Origin of the sequence: Streptomyces sp. NPDC085866 (assembly GCF_044541035.1) — a bacterium.
Lineage (GTDB): Bacteria > Actinomycetota > Actinomycetes > Streptomycetales > Streptomycetaceae > Streptomyces.
Map to the genome: position 1 here is coordinate 261670 of NZ_JBITSQ010000008.1, position 21022 is coordinate 282691.

The window sequence follows — 21022 nt, forward strand, 5'->3', positions numbered from 1 at the left end:
GTGAGACATGGCCGACCCCTCCAGCTACCGCCCCAGGCCGGGTGAGATCCCGGACTCCCCGGGGGTGTACAGGTTCCGTGACGAGCACCGCCGGGTGATCTACGTCGGAAAGGCCAAGAGCCTGCGCCAGCGCCTGGCGAACTACTTCCAGGACCTGGCGAACCTGCACCCGCGCACCCGGACGATGGTGACCACCGCCGCGTCCGTGGAGTGGACCGTGGTGTCCACGGAGGTCGAGGCGCTGCAGCTGGAGTACTCCTGGATCAAGGAGTACGACCCCCGGTTCAACGTCAAGTACCGCGACGACAAGAGCTACCCGTACCTCGCGGTGACGATGAACGAGGAGTTCCCGCGTGTCCAGGTGATGCGCGGTCACAAAAAGAAGGGCGTCAGGTACTTCGGCCCGTACGGCCACGCCTGGGCCATCCGGGACACCGTCGACCTGCTGCTGCGGGTCTTCCCGGTGCGCACCTGCTCGACCGGCGTCTTCAAGAACGCCTCCCGCACCGGCCGCCCCTGTCTGCTCGGCTACATCGGCAAGTGCTCCGCCCCCTGCGTCGGCCGGATCACCCCCGAGGACCACCAGGATCTGGCCGAGGATTTCTGCGACTTCATGGCGGGCCGCACCGGTACCTACCTCCGCCGTCTGGAGAAGCAGATGATGGAGGCGGCCGAGGAGATGGAGTACGAGCGGGCCGCCCGCCTGCGCGACGACATCGAGGCCCTGAAGAAGGCCATGGAGAAGAACGCGGTCGTGCTCGCCGACGCGACCGACGCCGACCTCATCGCCGTCGCCGAGGACGAGCTGGAGGCGGCCGTCCAGATCTTCCACGTGCGCGGCGGCCGGGTGCGCGGCCAGCGCGGCTGGGTGACCGACAAGGTCGAGGAGGTCACCACCGGTGCCCTCGTCGAGCACGCCCTGCAGCAGCTGTACGGCGAGGAGACCGGGGACGCCGTCCCCAAGGAGGTCCTGGTCCCGGCCCTGCCCGAGCCGGTCGAGCCGGTCCAGGAGTGGCTGACCGGCCGCCGCGGGTCGAACGTCTCGCTGCGCATCCCGCAGCGCGGCGACAAGAAGGCGCTCATGGAGACCGTGGAGCGCAACGCCCAGCAGGCCCTCGCCCTGCACAAGACCAAGCGCGCCTCCGACCTGACGACGCGCTCCCGGGCGCTGGAGGAGATCGCCGACGCCCTCGACCTGGACAGCGCCCCGCTGCGGATCGAGTGCTACGACATCTCCCACCTGCAGGGAGACGACGTGGTCGCCTCCATGGTCGTGTTCGAGGACGGCCTGCAGCGCAAGAGCGAGTACCGCCGCTTCCAGATCAAGGGCTTCGCCGGCCAGGACGACGTCCGCTCCATGCACGAGGTCATCACCCGCCGCTTCCGGCGTTATCTCGCCGAAAAGGAGAAGACGGGGGAGTGGGCCGACGGCGAGGAGGCGCACACCGACGGCGAGCCGGTCCTCGGCGACGGCGATCTCCTCACCAGCTCCCTCAAGGACGACGACGGCCGCCCCAGGAAGTTCGCCTACCCGCCGCAGCTCGTCGTGGTCGACGGCGGGCAGCCGCAGGTCGCGGCGGCCCGCCGGGCGCTGGACGAGCTGGGCATCGACGACATCGCCGTGTGTGGCCTCGCCAAGCGCCTGGAGGAGGTCTGGGTGCCCGGCGACGACGACCCGGTGGTCCTGCCCCGCTCCAGCGAGGGTCTCTATCTGCTCCAGCGCGTCCGCGACGAGGCACACCGCTTCGCGATCACCTATCAGCGCACCAAGCGCGCCAAACGCTTCCGCGCCGGCCCCCTGGACGACGTGCCCGGCCTCGGCGAGACCCGCAAACAGGCGCTCATCAAGCATTTCGGTTCGGTGAAGAAGCTGCGGTCCGCCACAATCGAGCAGATCCAGGACGTACCCGGGATAGGCCGGAAGACGGCCGAGACCATCGCAGCGGCCCTCGCCCGGGCGGCTCCGGCCGCACCCGCCGTGAACACGGCGACCGGAGAGATCATTGATGACGAGGAACCCGATACGACGGGGGGTTCCTCGGGGGAGCCCGTGTCCGCGGGTCTCCCGGACGAACGACGGGGGCAGGAGAGATGACCGAGCACGACGCACAACCCGCAGCGGACCGAGATCAGGAGGCCGCGGGGGAGCCGCAGCAGGCGGCTGAGGAAAACGGAGCACAGGTGAGTACGGATGCCACGCCGGCCGGGGCGCCCGAAGCGGCCATCCCCGAGCTGGTGATCATCTCCGGCATGTCCGGAGCGGGCCGGTCGACGGCCGCGAAGTGTCTGGAGGACCTCGGCTGGTTCGTCGTGGACAACCTCCCGCCCGCCCTGATCCCCACCATGGTGGAGCTGGGTGCCCGCTCGCAGGGCAACGTGGCGCGGATCGCGGTCGTCGTCGACGTCCGCGGGCGGCGGTTCTTCGACAACCTGCGCGAGTCGCTCGCCGACCTCGACAGCAGGGGCGTCACGCGCCGGATCGTCTTCCTGGAGTCCTCGGACGACGCCCTGGTGCGCCGTTTCGAGTCGGTGCGCCGCCCGCACCCCCTCCAGGGCGACGGCCGGATCGTCGACGGCATCGCCGCCGAGCGGGAGCTGCTGCGCGAGCTGCGCGGCGACGCGGACCTGGTGATCGACACCTCCAGCCTCAACGTGCACGAGCTGCGCGCCAAGATGGACGCCCAGTTCGCGGGCGAGGAGGAGCCCGAGCTGCGGGCGACCGTGATGTCCTTCGGCTTCAAGTACGGCCTGCCGGTCGACGCCGACCTGGTCGCGGACATGCGGTTCCTGCCCAACCCGCACTGGGTCCCGGAGCTGCGCCCGTACACCGGCCTCAACGAGGAGGTCGCCGCCTACGTCTTCAACCAGCCCGGCGCCAAGGAGTTCCTCGACCGCTACGCCGAGCTGCTGCGGCTCGTCGCGGCCGGGTACCGGCGCGAGGGCAAGCGGTATGTGACCATCGCCATCGGCTGCACCGGCGGCAAGCATCGCTCGGTCGCGATGTCGGAGAAGCTCGCCGCACGTCTCGCGGCCGAGGGCGTGGAGACGGTGCTCGTACACCGGGACATGGGACGGGAATGACGGAACGTACACCGCGGCTGAGCAGGCTGCGCCGGGTGGTGCCGGAGGGCCGTTCGAGCCGTGCCGCGACCGACGCGCGGGCGGCTCGCCCCGTCGAGGTCCGCGGCGGCCGGGTCCGCCGGCGCGGCGCCCAGCCCAAGGTCGTCGCCCTCGGCGGCGGCATGGGCCTGTCCGCCTCGCTCGCCGCGCTGCGCCGGATCACCGGCGACCTCACCGCCGTCGTCACGGTGGCCGACGACGGCGGCTCCAGTGGGCGCCTGCGCGACGAGCTGGGGGTGCTTCCCCCGGGTGATCTGCGCAAGGCCCTGGCCGCGCTGTGCGGCGACGACGACTGGGGCCAGACCTGGGCCCGGGTCATCCAGCACCGCTTCCAGTCCCAGGGCGAGATGCACGGCCACGCGGTCGGCAACCTGCTGATCGTGGCCCTGTGGGAGCAGCTCGGCGACCATGTCCAGGCCCTGGACCTGGTCGGGAAGCTGCTCGGCGCGCACGGCCGCGTGCTGCCCATGTCCGCCGTGCCGCTGGAGCTGCAGGCTCTGGTCAAGGGGCACGACCCGGAGCGCCCGGACGAGGTCGACACCGTGCGTGGGCAGGCGACCGTCGCCCTCACCCCCGGTGAGGTGCAGTCCGTGCACCTCGTGCCGCACGACCCGCCCGCCGTCCCCGAGGCCGTCGCGGCCGTCCTGGACGCGGACTGGGTGGTGCTCGGCCCCGGCTCCTGGTTCTCCTCGGTCATCCCGCACCTGCTCGTCCCGGAGCTGCTGGACGCCCTCACCGAGACCAAGGCGCGCAAGGTCCTGTCCCTGAACCTGGCCCCGCAGCCCGGAGAAACCGAGGGCTTCTCCCCGCAGCGTCATTTGGAGGTTTTGGGGCGACACGCCCCTAAACTCGCCCTGGACGTGGTGCTGGCCGACGAGGCCGCGGTGCCCGACCGCGACTCGCTCACCGAGGCCGCCAAGCGGCTGGGAGCCGCGGTCGAGCTGGCGCCGGTGGCCCGGACCGACGGCAGCCCCCGGCACGACCCGGAGCTGCTGGCCGCCGCGTACGACCGTATTTTTCGGATGCATGGAAGGATCGGCCCATGGCGATGACGGCAGCGGTGAAGGACGAGATCTCCCGGCTCCCCGTCACCCGGACCTGCTGCAGGAAGGCGGAGGTCTCCGCCATTCTGCGGTTCGCCGGCGGCCTCCACCTGGTGAGCGGGCGCATCGTGATCGAGGCGGAGCTGGACACCGCGATGGCGGCCCGACGGCTCAAGCGGGACATCCTGGAGATCTTCGGTCACAGTTCGGAACTGATCGTGATGGCGCCCGGCGGCCTGCGCCGCGGCTCGCGCTACGTGGTGCGCGTGGTCGCGGGCGGCGACCAGCTGGCCCGCCAGACCGGCCTGGTCGACGGCAGGGGCCGCCCGATCCGCGGCCTGCCCCCGCAGGTGGTCTCCGGGGCCACCTGCGACGCGGAGGCGGCCTGGCGTGGGGCCTTCCTGGCGCACGGGTCGCTGACCGAGCCCGGCCGTTCCTCCTCCCTGGAGGTGACCTGCCCGGGCCCGGAGGCCGCGCTCGCGCTGGTGGGCGCCGCACGTCGGCTCTCCATCGCGGCGAAGGCCCGCGAGGTGCGCGGGGTGGACCGGGTCGTCGTACGCGACGGTGACGCGATCGGCGCCCTGCTGACCCGGCTCGGTGCGCACGAGTCCGTGCTGGCCTGGGAGGAGCGCCGGATGCGGCGCGAGGTGCGGGCCACCGCCAACCGGCTGGCCAACTTCGACGACGCCAATCTGCGCCGCTCGGCCCGTGCCGCCGTGGCCGCCGGTGCCCGCGTCCAGCGCGCTCTGGAGATCCTCGGCGACGAGGTGCCCGAGCATCTCGCGGCCGCCGGGCGGCTGCGCATGGAGCACAAGCAGGCCTCCCTGGAGGAGCTGGGCGCTCTCGCCGATCCGCCGCTGACCAAGGACGCGGTCGCCGGCCGGATCCGCCGTCTGCTGGCGATGGCCGACAAGCGCGCCGCCGATCTGGGCATCCCGAGCACGGAGGCCAACCTCAGCGAGGAGCTGGCGGACAACCTGGCGGGCTGACCCGAAACACCGTCAACTCGCCGGTGCCGACGTCCATTCGGGTGATCGGCACCGGCGTTTGCGTGTCCGTGAGGCACCCTTGACTCGATCATGAAGTGACATGAGCCTGGCAACCTGTTCGCCGCTGTGGCGGACCACCGGTAGGGGGGTTCATGAGACACAGAGCGAGATCGATCCTCGCTGTCGGCACGCTCCTGATCGGGGGAGCGAGCCTTGCACCCATCGCCCAGGCGCAGAGCGGAAGTCCGGGCCCGTCCGACCCCGACGCGGTCAAGGTCTTCCGAGCAGACGTCACCCCGAAACAGATTCCCCTGCTCCTCAAGGCCGGGCAGGACGGCCAGGAACTCGGCGAGCAGGTGGCCGGGCACGGGAAGACCACCGTCGAGGTCTACCTCACCGGCAAGCAGGCCGGGAAGCTCGAGAAGCAGGGCGTCCACCTCACCGAGCACGCCCTCTCGGCCAGGGCCGAGGCACGTGTCGAGGGCGCCGCCCAGGGCGTGTTCCGGCCCTACGGCGGAAGCGGAGGTCTGGAGCAGGAGATCGTCCGGACCGGGCAGGCCCACCCCGGCCTCACCAAGGTCGAGTCCATCGGCAAGACGATCAACGGCCAGGACATCCTCGCGCTCAAACTGACCAGGAACGCGCAGAAGTCGAAGGACGGCTCCAAGCCCGCCGTGCTGTACATGTCCAACCAGCACGCGCGCGAGTGGATCACACCGGAGATGACCCGGCGTCTGATGCACTACTACCTGGACAACTACAGGACGGACCGGCGCATCAAGAAGATCGTCGACTCCACCGAGCTGTGGTTCGTCCTGTCGGCCAACCCCGACGGCTACGACTACACGTTCAAGGACTCCACCACCCGCCTGTGGCGCAAGAACCTGCGGGACGTCAACGGCGACGGCGTCATCGGCGCGGGTGACGGCGTCGACCTCAACCGCAACTTCCCTTACAAGTGGGGCTACGACGACGAGGGTTCGTCCCCGAACCCCACCAGCCAGACCTACCGCGGCGCGAGCCCCGAGTCCGAGCCGGAGACCAAGGCGCTCGACGCCTTCGAGAAGCGCATCGGTTTCACCTACGGCATCAACTACCACTCCGCGGCCGAACTCCTCCTCTACGGCGTCGGCTGGCAGGTCGCCACACCCACACCGGACGACGTGCTCTACAAGGCGCTCGCCGGCACACCGGACAACCCGGCGATCCCGGGCTACCGCTCACAGGTCTCCTCGGAGCTGTACACCACCAACGGCGAAGCGGACGGCCACGCCTCGAACGTCAACGGCATGGCGATGTTCACCCCCGAGATGTCGACCTGTGAGACCGCGTCGAACATCGACCCGAACGACGCCTGGAAGCCGGACGACTGCCAGTCGGTCTTCAACTTCCCCGACGACGAGAAGCTGATCCGGCAGGAGTTCGAGAAGAACGTCCCGTTCGCGCTCTCCGTCGCCGAGACCGCAGCCCACCCCGACCGGCCGGTGTCCTCGGTCGGCCTGAGCGCCGCCGACTTCACCCCGGCCGCGTTCTCCACGTCGTACGGGCGGGGTGCGGACCAGGAGGTCTCGGTCGTCGTACGCAAGGCCGTGCGCGACAAGGAGCTCAAGTACCGCGTCAACGGCGGCCGTACGTGGGACCGGACGCTCAGGCCCTGGAAGGGCGGCGAGACCTACGGCGGCGAGGACAACCTCTACTTCGACGAGTACCGGGCCAAGGTCCAGGACGGCGAACCGGGCGACAAGGTCGAGGTGTGGTTCACCGGGAAGACGAGGAGCGGCAAGAAGGTCTCCAGCTCCCACTTCACCTACACCGTCGCCGAGCGGCCCCGTGCCGACACCCTCGTCGTCGCCGAGGAGGGTGCGGCCGCCACGCAGGCGCAGACGTACGTGGACGCGCTGAAGGCGGCCGGGCACAGGGCGATCGTCTGGGACGTCGCCACCCAGGGCGCGCCCGACGCGTTCGGTGTGCTGGGGCACTTCAGGACCATCGTGCACTACTCGGGTGCCAACGGTCCGGGCAACGCCACCCAGCTCCAGCTGCGTGCCTACCTCAACGAGGGCGGCCGGCTGATCGAGGCCGGCGAGCTGGCCGGCGGCAGCGTCGACCTCGGCGGCGGCACCCTCTCGGACGACTTCAGCCAGTACTACCTGGGCGCCTACAGCCGTACGTCGACCAAGGGGGCCACCGCCTTCACCGGCTCCGGCGGCCTCGACGGCTACACCGGCGCCCTCGGTGACACGCCCGGCAACCCGCTCGACAAGGCCGGCACCTACGGCGTCACCTCGGACGAGCTGCCCGCCGCCACGTACCCGCAGTTCAAGAGCGCGGGTGCGGGCCGGTTCGCCGGGACCGTCAGCCCGTACGGCCCGTACTCCGGCTCCTACATGGCAGCGGCCCTGCACACCGACGACGCCTACAAGCGCCTCACCCGCACCATCGACCTCACCGGGGTCACCGCCGCCGACCAGCCGGCCCTGCGCACCCGGCTGTTGTGGGACACCGAGCCGGGCTACGACCACGCGGTCGTCGAGGCCCACATCGTGGGCACCGACGACTGGACGACCCTCCCGGAGGCCGGCGGTGCCACGAAGACGGCCGTACCGGCCGAGTGCGGGGCCGGGTTCCTGATCGGGGAGCACCCCTGGCTCAGGCACTACCTCACCCTCGCGGACAACGCCTGCACCGCGACCGGCACCACCGGTTCGTGGCACAGCCTCACCGGCAGCTCCGGCGGCTGGCAGCAGGTGAGCTTCGACCTGAGCGCGTACGCCGGCAAGTCCGTCGAGATCTCGGTCAGCTACATCACCGACCCGGGCAGCGGCGGGCACGGCGTCCTCGTCGACGACGCCTCGCTCGTGGTCGGCGGCGCGGCGAAGGAGACCGAGGGCTTCGAGTCGTCCCTGGGGGCCTGGAAGGCGGCCGGACCGCCCGCGGGCAGCCCGGCGGTCCTGAAGGACTGGACGCGCACCGGAACGCTCTTCCAGACGTACGGAGCGGTCACCACCGCGGACACCGTTCTGCTCGGCTTCGGTCTGGAACAGGTGCCGTCGGCGGCCGACCGGGCGGCCCTGCTGAGGAAGGCGTTCGGCTCGCTCAACAGATGAGACAGCCGTATTCAACATGTGAGCGGGACCCCCACTCAACAGTGCGCGAAAACGGCACTCATCAGGTGAGCCGACCCGCTCACGAACGAGTGAAAAGAGCGCCAACGGGCGGCGGCATTACGTAACAAAGAGCGGCATAACGACCGCCGATCCGAGGTGGTCCGTACCCTACTGGCCGGTACGGACCGCCTGCCCTTTTATGCGGCATCTCGATGTCACCGCGGGGCCCCCGGAGGGGTAGGGTCGGGGGTGGTCGGGGACATCCCAAATACAGCTCGCCGGCACCGCATGGCCGGCGTACCAACGAGGAGATCGGTTCGTGACGATCCGCGTAGGCATCAACGGCTTCGGCCGTATCGGGCGTAACTACTTCCGCGCACTGCTGGAGCAGGGTGCCGACATCGAGGTTGTGGCTGTCAACGACCTGGGTGACACCGCGACCACCGCTCACCTGCTGAAGTACGACACCATCCTGGGCCGTCTGAAGCAGGAGGTGTCCCACACCGCCGACACCATCACCGTCGACGGTCACACCATCAAGGTGCTCTCCGAGCGCAACCCGGCCGACATCCCCTGGGGCGAGCTGGGCGTCGACATCGTCATCGAGTCGACCGGCATCTTCACGAAGAAGGCCGACGCCGAGAAGCACATCGCCGGCGGCGCCAAGAAGGTCCTCATCTCGGCTCCGGCCAAGGACGAGGACATCACCATCGTGATGGGCGTCAACCAGGACAAGTACGACCCGGCGAGCCACCACGTCATCTCCAACGCCTCCTGCACCACCAACTGTGTGGCGCCGATGGCCAAGGTCCTCGACGAGAACTTCGGCATCGTCAAGGGCCTGATGACGACGGTCCACGCGTACACCAACGACCAGCGCATCCTGGACTTCCCGCACTCGGACCTGCGCCGTGCCCGCGCCGCCGCCGAGAACATCATCCCGACCACCACGGGCGCCGCCAAGGCCACCGCCCTGGTCCTCCCGCAGCTCAAGGGCAAGCTGGACGGCATCGCCATGCGCGTCCCGGTCCCGACCGGCTCGGCCACCGACCTGGTGGTGACCCTCCAGCGCGAGGTCACCAAGGACGAGGTGAACGCCGCGTTCAAGAAGGCCTCCGAGGACGGCGACCTCAAGGGCTACCTGTCCTACACCGAGGACCAGATCGTCTCCTCGGACATCGTCGGCGACCCGGCCTCCTGCACCTTCGACTCCTCCCTGACCATGGTCCAGGAGGGCAACTCGGTGAAGATCCTCGGCTGGTACGACAACGAGTGGGGCTACTCCAACCGCCTCGTGGACCTGACGGTCTTCGTCGGCAACCAGCTCTGATCGGCCGCAGCAGGCCGCTGATGCGTCACGCAGGGCTCGGGCAGCGCACCGTCGCGCTGCCCGAGCCCTGACGCGCGTGCAGGCCGCCCCGGCCGACCTGCGAAGATCGGCCCTCGTAGGAACAAGAGCCCTCAGGAGTCCCCTCTCATGAAGACCATCGACGAACTTCTCTCCGCGGGCGTGGACGGCAAGCGGGTCTTCGTCCGTGCCGACCTCAACGTCCCGCTCGCCGACGGCGTCATCACCGACGACGGCCGCATCCGCGCTGTTCTGCCCACCGTCAAGGCCCTGGCCGAGGCGGGCGCCAAGGTGGTCGTCGCGTCGCACCTGGGCCGTCCCAAGGGCGCCCCGGACCCCGCCTTCTCGCTGCTGCCCGCCGCCGAGCGGCTCGGTGAACTCCTCGGTGCGCCGGTCGCGTTCGCCCAGGACACCGTCGGCCCCGCCGCCCACGACGCCGTGAACGGCCTGCAGCCCGGCCAGGTCGCGGTCATCGAGAACCTGCGCTTCAACGCCGGCGAGACCTCCAAGGACGACACCGAGCGCGGCGAGTTCGCCGACCGGCTCGCGGCCCTCGCCGACGTCTACGTCGGTGACGGCTTCGGCGCGGTGCACCGCAAGCACGCCTCGGTCTACGACCTCCCGGCCCGTCTGCCGCACTACGCCGGCTACCTGATCGCCACCGAGGTCGGCGTCCTGAAGAAGCTCACCCAGGACGTCGAGCGCCCCTACGTCGTCGCGCTCGGCGGCGCCAAGGTCTCCGACAAGCTCGCCGTCATCGACGAGCTGCTCGGCAAGGCCGACCGCCTCCTCATCGGCGGCGGCATGGCCTACACCTTCCTCAAGGCCAAGGGCTACGAGGTCGGCATCTCCCTCCTCCAGGAGGACCAGGTTCCGGCCGTCACCGAGTACATGGAGCGCGCGGAGAAGCAGGGCGTCGAGCTGCTGCTCCCCGTGGACGTCGTGGTCTCCCCGGAGTTCCCGGACCTGAAGGCCAAGGCTCCCACCGAGAACACCGTGGTCGACGCGGACAAGATCCCCGCAGACCAGGAGGGGCTGGACATCGGCCCCAAGACCCGAGAGCTGTACGCCTCGAAGCTCGCCGACGCCCGGACCGTCTTCTGGAACGGTCCCATGGGTGTCTTCGAGCACCCCGACTACGCCGAGGGCACCAAGGCGGTCGCCCAGGCCCTCGTCGCATCGGACGGCTTCACCGTCGTCGGCGGCGGTGACTCCGCCGCGGCCGTGCGTACGCTCGGCTTCGACGAGAAGGCATTCGGCCACATCTCGACCGGTGGCGGCGCCTCCCTCGAATACCTCGAGGGCAAGACGCTCCCCGGCCTCGCCGCACTGGAGGACTGACCTCAATGAGCACGCGCACGCCGCTGATGGCGGGCAACTGGAAGATGAACCTCAACCACCTCGAGGCCATCGCGCACGTCCAGAAGCTCGCCTTCGCCCTGGCCGACAAGGACTACGAGGCCGTCGAGGTCGCCGTCCTGCCGCCCTTCACCGACCTGCGCTCCGTGCAGACCCTGGTCGACGGCGACAAGCTCAAGATCAAGTACGGTGCCCAGGACCTCTCGGCGCACGACTCCGGCGCCTACACGGGCGAGATCTCGGGCCCGATGCTGGCCAAGCTGAAGTGCACCTACGTGGCCATCGGGCACTCCGAGCGCCGCCAGTACCACAACGAGACCGACGAGGTCGTGAACGCCAAGGTCAAGGCCGCCTACAAGCACGGTCTGACCCCGATCATGTGCGTCGGCGAGGAGCTGGAGGTCCGCGAGGCGGGCAACCACGTCACCCACACCCTCGCCCAGGTCGAGGGCGGTCTGAAGGACCTCCCGGCCGAGCAGGCCGAGACCATCGTGATCGCCTACGAGCCCGTCTGGGCCATCGGTACCGGCAAGGTCTGCGGCGCCGAGGACGCCCAGGAGGTCTGCGCCGCGATCCGTGCCAAGATCGCCGAGCTGTACTCCCAGGAGCTGGCCGACCAGGTCCGCATCCAGTACGGCGGCTCCGTGAAGTCGGGCAACGTCGCGGAGATCATGGCGCAGGCCGACATCGACGGCGCCCTGGTGGGCGGTGCCTCGCTGGACGCCGACGAGTTCGTCAAGATCGTGCGCTTCCGCGACCAGTGAGTATGCGCTAGACGCGATCCGTCGTACCCTGGCGGGGGCACAGCCGCGGTGCTGTGTCCCCGTCGTCCATCCGAATCCGAGGAAGTTGGTCCAGCCGTGGTTTTGGGGTTCTCGATCGCCCTGATCGTCTTCAGCCTGCTGCTGATGCTGCTGGTGCTGATGCACAAGGGGAAGGGCGGCGGCCTCTCCGACATGTTCGGTGGCGGCATGCAGTCGTCCGTCGGTGGCTCCTCGGTCGCCGAGCGCAACCTCGACCGCATCACCATCGTGATCGGTCTGCTGTGGTTCGCGTGCATCGTCGTCCTCGGCATCCTGATGAAGACGAACAGCTGATCGGCATCTCGCAAGCACATACATTCCGTACGTAAGGCCCCATGTTCGGTACGCGCTCGTGAGCGCGGCCTATCATGGGGCTTGCGTCTAGATGTGGGGCCTGTAACTCCAATCACTGGACGCGCGTTGGGCCTTACGTAGACTGAGGCGCTCGCGGCGAAGCGGAACGCCGACTCGCTTCGCGGCACCATTACGCAGGGAGTTACACCGTGGCAAGTGGCAACGCGATCCGAGGAAGTCGGGTCGGGGCGGGGCCGATGGGCGAGGCCGAGCGCGGCGAGTCCGCGCCGCGTCTGCGCATCTCCTTCTGGTGCTCCAACGGGCACGAGACGCAGCCGAGCTTCGCCAGCGACGCACAGGTGCCCGAGACCTGGGACTGCCCGCGCTGCGGCTTCCCGGCCGGCCAGGACCGGGACAACCCGCCGGACCCGCCCCGCACCGAGCCGTACAAGACGCACCTCGCGTACGTACGGGAGCGGCGCAGCGACGCGGACGGCGAGGCGATCCTCGCGGAGGCGCTCGCGAAACTGCGCGGCGAGATCTAGGACTTGTCATCGGCCGGGTGCCCCACGGTGCCTGGCCGAAGTCGTTCCTCCCCGCACGTCCGGCCGACTGTCAGTGGCACCCCCTACGGTTTGCGTGAAGGCGTGAACCGCGAGGGGGAGTTGTGACGGCGGTCGAGGTGGCGGAGTCAGGTGCACCGGCGTGGCGCGGGGGATTCGGGCGGCTGTGGAGCGCCGCGGTGCTCTCCAGCTTCGGTGACGCGCTGCGCACGGCCGCGCTGCCGCTGCTGGCCGCCTCGCTGACCGACGAGCCCCTGCTCATCGCCTCGGTCACCGCCTGCGGCTATCTGCCCTGGATCGTCTTCGGACTGCTCGGCGGCGCCGTCGCCGACCGGGTGGACCAGCGGCGGGCCATGTGGACGGTGGACGCGCTGCGGGGCCTGCTGGTCGCGGGGTTCGCCGTGGCCGTCGCGCTGGGGCAGGCCTCGATCGGCCTGCTGATCCTGCTGGCCTTCACCCTGACCACGCTCCAGACGCTGTTCGACAACGCGTCGACGGCCCTGCTGCCCGACCTGGTGGAGACCGAGGCGCTCGGCAGCGCGAACGCCCGTCTGATGACCGGACAGCGGATCGCCGGCGGACTGCTCGGCGCGCCGGCCGTGCCGCTGCTGATCGCTGTCGGGGCAGCCCTCCCCTTCGCCGTCGACGCGGCCACGTTCCTGGTGGCCGCCGTCCTGGTCGCCACCCTCCCGGTCACCCGGCGGGCGGCCGGCCCCGGGGGCGGCACCCTGCGCCGGGACATCGCGGACGGACTGCGCACACTGTGGCGCGACGGCGCCCTGCGTGGACTCTGTGCCGCCACCGCCCTGTGCAACATCGGCATGGGCGCACTGCTCGCCACCCTGGTCGTCCTGGTCACCGGCTGGCTGGACGCGGGGCCCGCGGGATTCGCGGCGGCGGGCACCGCCGTCACCCTGGGCAACCTGGCCGGAGGGCTGGTGAACGGCCGGCTGGTGGACCGCCTCGGCCGACCGGGCTCGGTCCTGCTCGCCGGCGCGGTGCAGACCGGGGCGCTCCTCGTCATGGGCACCGTGCGCAGCCTGGCCGTGCTGGTGGGGGCGCTCGCCGTCTTCGGGGTCATGGGCATGGTGTGGAACGTGAACACGACGACCCTGATGCAGGAGCGCAGCCCCGCCGGGCTGCTCGGCCGGGTCGCCGCGGCCTTCCGGACCCTGGCCTGCGCCGGAGTGCCCCTGGGCGCCCTGCTGGGCGGTGCCGTCGCGACCGCCTGGGGCCGCAACACCCCGCCGCTGCTCACCGCCGGCTTCTTCGTCCTCGCCGTCATCGCGCTGATACCCGCGCGCAAGCCGGACGTACCTGTTGTTGCCCCGCAGGACGGCGCCGCAACAGCTCAGGGCACCCACTGATCAACTAGGTTGGAACCGGCAGCGGGGCAAGGTACGCAGCAGGACAGGTTGCAGGAAAGAAGGCTGAAGTCGGATATGAACGCAGACGGACGTACCAGGCTCAACCAGACGCCCGAGTGGACCGCTCTCACCAAGCATCGGGAGGCGCTGGCCGACACCCATCTGCGGGAGCTGTTCGCCGCCGATCCGGAGCGTGGCGCCGGATACACCCTGCAGGTCGGCGACCTGTACATCGACTACTCGAAGCACCTGGTCACCGACGAGACGCTGCGGCTGCTGCGCGAGCTGGCCACCGCGACGGACGTCTTCGGCCTGCGGGACGCCATGTTCCGCGGCGAGAAGATCAACGTCACCGAGAACCGGGCGGTGCTGCACACCGCGCTGCGCGCTCCGCGGGACGCGGTGATCGAGGTCGACGGGGAGAACGTCGTCCCGGCCGTGCACGCCGTGCTGGACAAGATGAGCGACTTCGCCGAGCGCGTGCGTTCGGGTGCGTGGAGGGGACACACCGGCAAGCGCATCAAGAACGTGATCAACGTCGGCATCGGCGGCTCCGACCTGGGTCCCGCGATGGCCTACGAGGTGCTGCGCAGCTTCACCGACCGCGACCTCACCGTCCGCTTCGTCTCCAACGTGGACGGCGCCGACCTGCACGAGGCCACCCGCGACCTGGACCCGGCGGAGACCCTGTTCATCGTGGCGTCCAAGACGTTCACCACGATCGAGACGATCACCAACGCCACCTCGGCCCGGAAGTGGCTGCTGGACGCGCTCGGTGCCGAGTCCGCGGTGGCCAAGCACTTCGTGGCCTTGTCGACCAACGCCGAGAAGGTTGCCGAGTTCGGCATCGACACGGCCAACATGTTCGAGTTCTGGGACTGGGTCGGCGGCCGCTACTCCTACGACTCCGCGATCGGCCTGTCCCTGATGATCGCCATCGGGCCCGACCGGTTCCGGGAGATGCTCGACGGCTTCCGTCTGGTCGACGACCACTTCCGCACCGCGCCCGCCGAGTCCAACGTGCCGTTGCTCCTGGGCCTGTTGGGCATCTGGTACGGCAACTTCCACGACGCCCAGTCGCACGCGGTGCTGCCGTACAGCCACTACCTCTCCAAGTTCACCGCCTATCTCCAGCAGCTGGACATGGAGTCCAACGGCAAGTACGTGGCGCGGGACGGCAAGCGGGTCGAGTGGCAGACCGGCCCGGTGGTCTGGGGCACGCCCGGCACGAACGGACAGCACGCCTACTACCAGCTCATCCACCAGGGCACCAAGCTGATCCCGGCGGACTTCATCGGCTTCGCCGAGCCGGTCGCCGAGCTGAGCGGTGAACTCAAGTCCCAGCACGACCTGTTGATGGCCAACTTCTTCGCCCAGACCCAGGCGCTCGCCTTCGGCAAGACGGCCGAGGAGGTCCGCGCGGAGGGCGTGCCGGAGGAGCTGGTCCCGCACAAGACGTTCCCGGGCAACCGGCCGACGACCACGATCCTCGCGCGCGAGCTGACCCCGTCCGTGCTCGGCCAGCTGGTCGCGCTCTACGAGCACAAGGTGTTCGTCCAGGGCGCCGTCTGGAACATCGACTCCTTCGACCAGTGGGGCGTGGAGCTGGGCAAGGTCCTCGCCAAGCGCGTCGAACCGGCCCTGACCGAGGGCACGGAGGTCCCCGGCCTGGACGCCTCCACGAAGGCCCTGGTCGCCAAGTACCGGGAGCTGCGCGGCCGTAGCTGACCCGCACGCCCGAGCGCTGCCGCGGACGATTCTCCTGTGCGCTTTCTGCGCGTGAGACGCAGGGGGTTCGCCGCGGCGGCCGCGGTGGCCGTGCGGGGAGTGCCGGCGGCGGGCTGCGGCAGCGGATCGGCCGGCAGAACCATGAAGTACCGCTCGCTCGTCACCGCCGCCCACAAGGCGTACGTATGTTGAAGTTCGGGGCTGGGCCGGGGCAGCGGCAGGACGCCGATTCCGGGGCGGCGGAACCGGGCTCAGGCCACCGCGCTCAACGTGTCCGCCAGGCGGCGGCGCGCCGCCCGCGCCGCGGGGAGGGCGGCCAGGGCCGCGGCTCCCAGGACGGCGCCCGCGTCCAGCAGGAGCAGCAGGCCCGGCGAGGGCGACTGGGCGATGCCGGCGCCGATGCCGTTGGAGCTGCCCTGGGCGTCGATCAGCCGGTGCGCCAGCGGCAGCCCGAGGGCCGTACCGGCGAGGACCGCGGCCAGGGCCGTGCAGGTCGTCGCCGTGACGGTGATCGCGGTGATCTGCCGCGGGGACATGCCGATCGCTCTGAGGGCGAGCATGTCCCGCTCGCCCTCCCGGACGCTTCCGCCGATCGCGGTGAGCAGCTCGACGAGCCCGATGAGAGCGAGCACGGCGATCAGCCCGGCGACGACGGCGCGCAGGGGGGAGAGCCCGTCGGCCGGGTTGGTCGCGGCGTGCACGTCCAGGTGTCCGTTACCTGCTGTGGCCAGGGCGGAGGCGACCCGCTGCGGGTCGGCGCCCGGGCGCAGCCGCAGCTGGTAGAAGGCCGGGGACAGCCGCGGGTCGTTCTCGCGCAGGGTGTCCAGGGAGGTCGTCACGACCCGGCCGGCGTTCTGCGGTTCGATGCTGCGGCCCACGATGTGCAGGATCTGCGGCTGCTCGCCCACCGTCATCCGCACCCAGTCGCCGACCCGCACATGCAGCAGGTCCAGCAGGCCCTGGCCGGCCACGGCCTCGTCCGGTCCGTGCGCGGCCCGGCCCTCGGCGAGGGTGTAGGGGTACGGCTGCGAACCGGTGCCGAGGCCGCGCAGCGCGATCGTCCCGGTCTGACCGGGGACCAGTGCGGCGAGCTCGACGCCCGGGTAGGCGGCGGTGACCTGGTGGTTCGCCGCCAGCAGGGCTCGTACCTGCGAGTCGCTCAGGTCGCCGTCCGAGCGGAGGGCGAGCGCCGTCGGCAGACCCACCCGTTCCGGGCTGCTGTGGAAGCGGTCGATGGTGGTCCACGCGCTGAGCGCCACCACGATCAGCAGCAGCGGCAGCGTCAGCCGGGCCACACCGGCCAGCGACCGGCCGCGGCCCGCGAACGCCTTGTGGCAGCCCAGCACCAGTGCGGCCGGCAGTCGCAGCCCCAGGGCACGGCGGGCCAGGCCGGTCAGCCGGCCGCCCGCCGGAGCCGACGGGCGGGGCACCGGCACCGGAGGCACCCGGCCCGCCCGCCAGGCCGCGAGTCCCGTGGTCAGGCCGATGAACAGCACCGCTGCCACGGGCACGGCGGACAGCGCCACGGTGTGCCCCGGCAGCCCCTGCCACACGCCCACCGCGTCGCCGAGCCGCCCCGGGATCCGGGTGCCCAGACTCTCGGTCACCGCGGCCGCGGCCACCGAACCCAGTGCGGCGTACGCGAGGTGCTGGAGCAGGAAGATCCGTACGACCTGGCCCGGCGTGAAGCCGATCGCCTTCAGCACCGAGATGTCCCGCAGGTGGCCTCGGATGCGGGTGCCGATCGCCCCGTGCACCGCGAATCCCGCGGCGACCAGCGCGCCGAGCCCGAACAGGCCGAGCACCTGGCCGAGGAGCCGGTTCTCGCCCTGCGCGTCGGCCCGCGCCTGCTGCCAGGTGGAGACCTCGCCGACCGCGCCCGCGCCCAGCACGGTGACGGCACGCTGGACCGCGTAGTCCGTGTCGGCAGGGTCCTTCAGGCGCAGCCCGGTCACCTGGCCGCCGGGGGCCCGCACGGCGGACGGCAGCGCCCAGACGAGCCCCGGCTGGGCGCCCGGGCTGTAGCCGGGCTCGGCGCTGTCGGCGATGCCCTCGACGGTCAGGGTGCGGGCGGTACCGGGGAGGGTCAGGGTGTCGCCGGGCTCGGCCAGCAGGGCCCGGGCCAGGCGGGTCTCCAGGACCACGCCGTCCGGCTGCGCCGGGTCCAGCCAGCGGCCGGCCGTGAGCAGCGGGCGTCCGACGGAGGGCAGGTGCGGGGTGCCGCGCAGCTCCACGGCGGCCCGGGTGCCGCGGGAGGCGACGGTGGCGGCCTCGGTCCGGTAGGGGCCGGCGACGGACTCGACGCCGTCCAGCCGGGCAAGCCGCTGGGCGTCGGCGGAGGCGGCCGTGTGGATCCAGACGTGGGCCCCGCGTGCCTGGGTGAAGGTCCGCTGCCACGGGTTGGTGGCGTAGCCGAAGAGGGCGGCGGCCAGCAGCAGCGAGGCGACGATGCCGGCGGTGGCGAGCGTGATGAACAGCGCCTCGCCGCGGTGCGTGCGCAGATCGGAGTGGGCCCAGCGCAGGGTGGCTCGCACGGCTCAGCCCCCGGCCCCGGTCGGTCGGCGCGCCATCAGTCCCTCAGCTCCAGCACACCCGAGGTCCCGGGTTTGCGGGACGGGGTGCCGTCCAGTGCGGCGTCGTCGGCTATGCGGCCGTCGAAGAAGCTGATCACGCGGTCGGCGGCGCTGGCCAGCCGGGCGTCGTGGGTGACCAGCACGATGGTCTGGCCGCGCCCGTGGAAGCGGGACAGCAGCCGCATCACCTCACGGGTGCCCTTGCTGTCGAGGCTGCCGGCGGGCTCGTCCGCGAGCAGCAGCGGCGGGTGGTTGACCAGGGCGCGGGCGAGCGCGACCCGCTGCTGTTCGCCGCCGGACAGCTCGCCCGGCATGCTGCGCTCCTTGCCCTTCAGACCCAGCTCGGACAGGAGGGTCTCGCGCTCGGCCCGAGCCCGCTTCGGCGGGACGCCGGCGAGCAGGGCGGGCAGCTCGACGTTGTCGGCGACCGACAGGTTCGACACCAGGTTGAAGAACTGGAAGACGATCCCGATGGCCTTCCTGCGCTCCACCGCCCAGCGCGCCTCGCTGAAGGAGTCCGTGCACCGGCCGTCGAGCCAGATGCTGCCCTCGTCCGGCCGCTGCAGGCCGCCGAGCAGGTGCAGCAGTGTGGACTTGCCGGCGCCGGAGGGTCCGGTGATCGCCACGAACTCGCCACGCTCGACGCTCAGGTCGACCCCGCGGACGGCACGCGCGGGCGCGCCCTCGCCGTGGTGGGTCTTCACCAGACCCTCGGCGCGCAGCACAGGAGCGTGGGCGTCGCTCACTCCAGCTCCTCCAGTTCCTCCTGGCACCGCTCCAGCCAGTCGAGGTCGGCCTGCAGGTGCAGCATCGCGCCCTCTATGAGCAGATGGGCGATTCGGTTGTCCCGGTTCTCGGCCGCGGCCAGTTTCGACAGGTTGCGCATGGTGTTGAGGTACTGGCGCCGCTGCTTGTTGATGAGGGCGATCTGCTCGACGAGACCGGCCTGCGGGGCGAGCGCGAGCTTCATGAAGAACTCGTCCCGGACCCGCGGCTCGTCCTCGGTCTCCTCGAACCAGGCGTGCAGCGCCTCCCGCCCGGCGTCGGTGAGGTGGTAGACCTTCTTGTTGGGTCGGCTGGACTGCTCGACGTCCTCGCCCTCGATCAGTCCCGACTTCTCGAGGCGGCCGAGGGTCACGTAGATCTGGCCGACGTTCGGCTGAGGGTACGCGGAGCCCAGCAGTTGCTCAAGGTCCTGCTTCAGCTCGTAGCCGTGGGCCGGGCCGCGTGCGAGGAGTGCCAGGAGGGGCAGGCGCACTCGTGCTGTCCTCCTGTTCTCGTAATGTGCTCCAGGCCCTAGTATCGCCCATACCTAACAGGTATACATGGCCTCTGACCGTCGGGCGAGGGTGCCCGTGGCCGGGTGTACGTGTTCAGGGAGGAACCTATGCGGTGGATGCGCGCCGCCGGTAGGGGGCTCCTGGTTCTGGCCGTGGTCGTGTCCGGGTACACGGCTTCCGGCGTGCACGCCGACGAGCGCGACCGGAGCGGTCCGCTCACCCTGGCCACCGCCGGTGACCTCACCGGCTACCTCGGTCCGCTCCTGGAGGGCTGGAACCGTACGCATCCCGCGGAGAAGGTCACCCTCGTAGAGCTGCCGGACTCCGCCGACGAGACCCACGCGCAGATGACCACCGACCTGCGCGGCGGCGACCGGGGTCGGTTCGACGTCCTCAACATCGACGTCAACTGGACCTCGGAGTTCGCGGCCGCCGGCTGGATCCGCCCGCTGCCGCGCGACCGCTTCCCGCTGAAGAGCTTCCTGCCGCCAGTCGTGGACACGGCCACGTACGACGGGCGGCTGTACGCCGTGCCGTACGTCACCAACGCAGGGCTGCTGCTGTACCGCAAGGACGTCCTCGCCAAGGAGGGCGTGCCGCCGCCGCGCACCTGGGCCGAGCTGGAGCACGACGCGAAGACCATCGCGCCCAAGTACGGCCTCGACGGCTACGCGGGCCAGCTCCTGCCCTACGAGGGCCTGACCGTCAACGCGGCCGAGGCCGTGTACTCGGCGGGCGGCTCCATCCTCGGCGACGAGGGCACCCGCGTCACCGTCGACTCGGACGCGGCCCGCGAGGGCATCGGCTTCCTCGCCCGCGGTCTGCGCGAGGGCTGGATCCCGAAGGCGGCGCTGACGTACAAGGAGGAGGAGTCCAAACAGGCCTTCCAGGACGGCCGGCTGCTCTTCCTGCGCAACTGGCCCTACGCCTACGCCGTGGCCTCGGCCAGGGGCTCCAAGGTCGCCGGCCGGATCGGCGCCGTACCGCTGCCCGGGCCCGACGGGCCGGGGAAGAGCGTCCTCGGCGGCTCCGACCTGGCCGTCAACACCCACGCCCGGCACCCCGACTCGGCCGCGCGCCTGATCGCGTACCTCACCAGCGAGGGCGTCCAGCGCCAGGTGCTCACCCGGGGCTCGCTGCCTCCCGTACGCGCCGCGCTCTACGAAGACCCCGCGCTCGTACGGAAGTTCCCCTATCTGCCGACCCTGCGCACGGCCGTTCTCACGGCCGCTCCGCGCCCCAAGAGCCCGCACTACGACCAGGTCAGCCTGGTGGTGCAGGCGGTCGTGCAGGACGCGCTGACCGGGCACGAGACGCCCGAGGCCGCGGTGCGTCGACTGGCGCGCGAGCTCGCCGCCGTCTCCAGCCGCTAGTTACTTGTTAAGTAACGCGGACATCTCATCTGGCTGCAGAGTGCCCCATTGAGTCCGTATTTGTAACCCCAACTC

At 70.8% G+C, this 21022-nt stretch carries 17 protein-coding genes; 14 read left to right on the plus strand and 3 right to left on the minus strand.

Annotation, left to right across the window (positions count from 1 at the left end; translation table 11 throughout):
- Nucleotides 1-7: 7 nt before the first annotated feature.
- From uvrC to ACIF83_RS22055, 13 genes are all read left to right on the plus strand, one after another.
- Nucleotides 8-2095: an excinuclease ABC subunit UvrC gene (gene uvrC / locus ACIF83_RS21995; RefSeq protein ID WP_399729151.1), complete on the plus strand. Its 2088-nt coding sequence runs from the start codon at nucleotides 8-10 to the stop codon at nucleotides 2093-2095.
- Nucleotides 2092-3081 (plus strand): RNase adapter RapZ, encoded by a 990-nt coding sequence (rapZ, locus tag ACIF83_RS22000; RefSeq protein WP_393466824.1) that lies wholly within the window; start codon nucleotides 2092-2094, stop codon nucleotides 3079-3081. The genes uvrC and rapZ overlap by 4 nt, the downstream gene beginning before the upstream one ends.
- A complete protein-coding gene (gene yvcK, locus ACIF83_RS22005; RefSeq protein WP_393466826.1) occupies nucleotides 3078-4172 on the plus strand; it encodes a uridine diphosphate-N-acetylglucosamine-binding protein YvcK in 1095 nt (364 codons plus the stop codon). The genes rapZ and yvcK overlap by 4 nt, the downstream gene beginning before the upstream one ends.
- Nucleotides 4163-5152, plus strand: a complete 990-nt coding sequence (gene whiA / locus ACIF83_RS22010; protein ID WP_071381536.1) for a DNA-binding protein WhiA — start codon at nucleotides 4163-4165, stop codon at nucleotides 5150-5152. The genes yvcK and whiA overlap by 10 nt, the downstream gene beginning before the upstream one ends.
- Before the next feature lie 152 nt (nucleotides 5153-5304).
- Nucleotides 5305-8259 carry a M14 family zinc carboxypeptidase gene (locus ACIF83_RS22015; protein WP_399729156.1) on the plus strand — a complete coding sequence of 985 codons (2955 nt, stop codon included), beginning with the start codon at nucleotides 5305-5307 and terminating at the stop codon, nucleotides 8257-8259.
- Between the two features lie 319 nt (nucleotides 8260-8578).
- Nucleotides 8579-9589 carry a type I glyceraldehyde-3-phosphate dehydrogenase gene (gene gap, locus ACIF83_RS22020; protein ID WP_399729159.1) on the plus strand — a complete coding sequence of 337 codons (1011 nt, stop codon included), beginning with the start codon at nucleotides 8579-8581 and terminating at the stop codon, nucleotides 9587-9589.
- 147 nt (nucleotides 9590-9736) lie between these two features.
- Entirely contained in the window at nucleotides 9737-10948 is a 1212-nt protein-coding gene (locus tag ACIF83_RS22025; RefSeq protein ID WP_393466834.1) for a phosphoglycerate kinase, read from the plus strand.
- A 5-nt stretch (nucleotides 10949-10953) separates the two neighbouring features.
- Nucleotides 10954-11730 (plus strand): triose-phosphate isomerase, encoded by a 777-nt coding sequence (gene tpiA, locus ACIF83_RS22030; RefSeq protein WP_393466836.1) that lies wholly within the window; start codon nucleotides 10954-10956, stop codon nucleotides 11728-11730.
- Between the two features lie 96 nt (nucleotides 11731-11826).
- Nucleotides 11827-12063, plus strand: coding sequence for a preprotein translocase subunit SecG (gene secG / locus ACIF83_RS22035; RefSeq protein WP_020939321.1), 237 nt, complete (start codon nucleotides 11827-11829; stop codon nucleotides 12061-12063).
- 257 nt (nucleotides 12064-12320) lie between these two features.
- A complete protein-coding gene (locus ACIF83_RS22040) occupies nucleotides 12321-12608 on the plus strand; it encodes an RNA polymerase-binding protein RbpA (RefSeq protein ID WP_007448238.1) in 288 nt (95 codons plus the stop codon).
- A gap of 122 nt (nucleotides 12609-12730) precedes the next feature.
- Nucleotides 12731-13993, plus strand: a complete 1263-nt coding sequence (locus ACIF83_RS22045) for an MFS transporter (protein WP_399729163.1) — start codon at nucleotides 12731-12733, stop codon at nucleotides 13991-13993.
- Between the two features lie 75 nt (nucleotides 13994-14068).
- A complete protein-coding gene (gene pgi / locus ACIF83_RS22050) occupies nucleotides 14069-15721 on the plus strand; it encodes a glucose-6-phosphate isomerase (RefSeq protein WP_399729166.1) in 1653 nt (550 codons plus the stop codon).
- Nucleotides 15722-15772: 51 nt separating this feature from the next.
- Entirely contained in the window at nucleotides 15773-15913 is a 141-nt protein-coding gene (locus ACIF83_RS22055) for a hypothetical protein (protein ID WP_399729169.1), read from the plus strand.
- Nucleotides 15914-15972: 59 nt separating this feature from the next.
- On the opposite strand, the gene ACIF83_RS22060 is transcribed toward ACIF83_RS22055, so the two are convergent.
- Genes ACIF83_RS22060 through ACIF83_RS22070 form a run of 3 tightly spaced genes read right to left on the minus strand, consistent with a single transcriptional unit; the run spans nucleotide 15973 to nucleotide 19552 of the window.
- The gene (locus ACIF83_RS22060; protein ID WP_399729172.1) at nucleotides 15973-18255 is read right to left on the minus strand and encodes an FtsX-like permease family protein; all 2283 of its coding nucleotides are present in this window, start codon (nucleotides 18253-18255) and stop codon (nucleotides 15973-15975) included.
- A gap of 35 nt (nucleotides 18256-18290) precedes the next feature.
- On the minus strand, nucleotides 18291-19040 hold the full coding sequence (locus ACIF83_RS22065) for an ABC transporter ATP-binding protein (protein WP_393466848.1): 750 nt from the start codon (nucleotides 19038-19040) through the stop codon (nucleotides 18291-18293).
- On the minus strand, nucleotides 19037-19552 hold the full coding sequence (locus ACIF83_RS22070; RefSeq protein ID WP_393466851.1) for a PadR family transcriptional regulator: 516 nt from the start codon (nucleotides 19550-19552) through the stop codon (nucleotides 19037-19039). The genes ACIF83_RS22065 and ACIF83_RS22070 overlap by 4 nt, the downstream gene beginning before the upstream one ends.
- A gap of 129 nt (nucleotides 19553-19681) precedes the next feature.
- Here ACIF83_RS22070 and ACIF83_RS22075 point away from each other — a divergent pair, with 129 nt between their 5' ends.
- On the plus strand, nucleotides 19682-20947 hold the full coding sequence (locus ACIF83_RS22075) for an ABC transporter substrate-binding protein (RefSeq protein WP_398138596.1): 1266 nt from the start codon (nucleotides 19682-19684) through the stop codon (nucleotides 20945-20947).
- The last annotated feature ends 75 nt before the right edge of the window (nucleotides 20948-21022 follow it).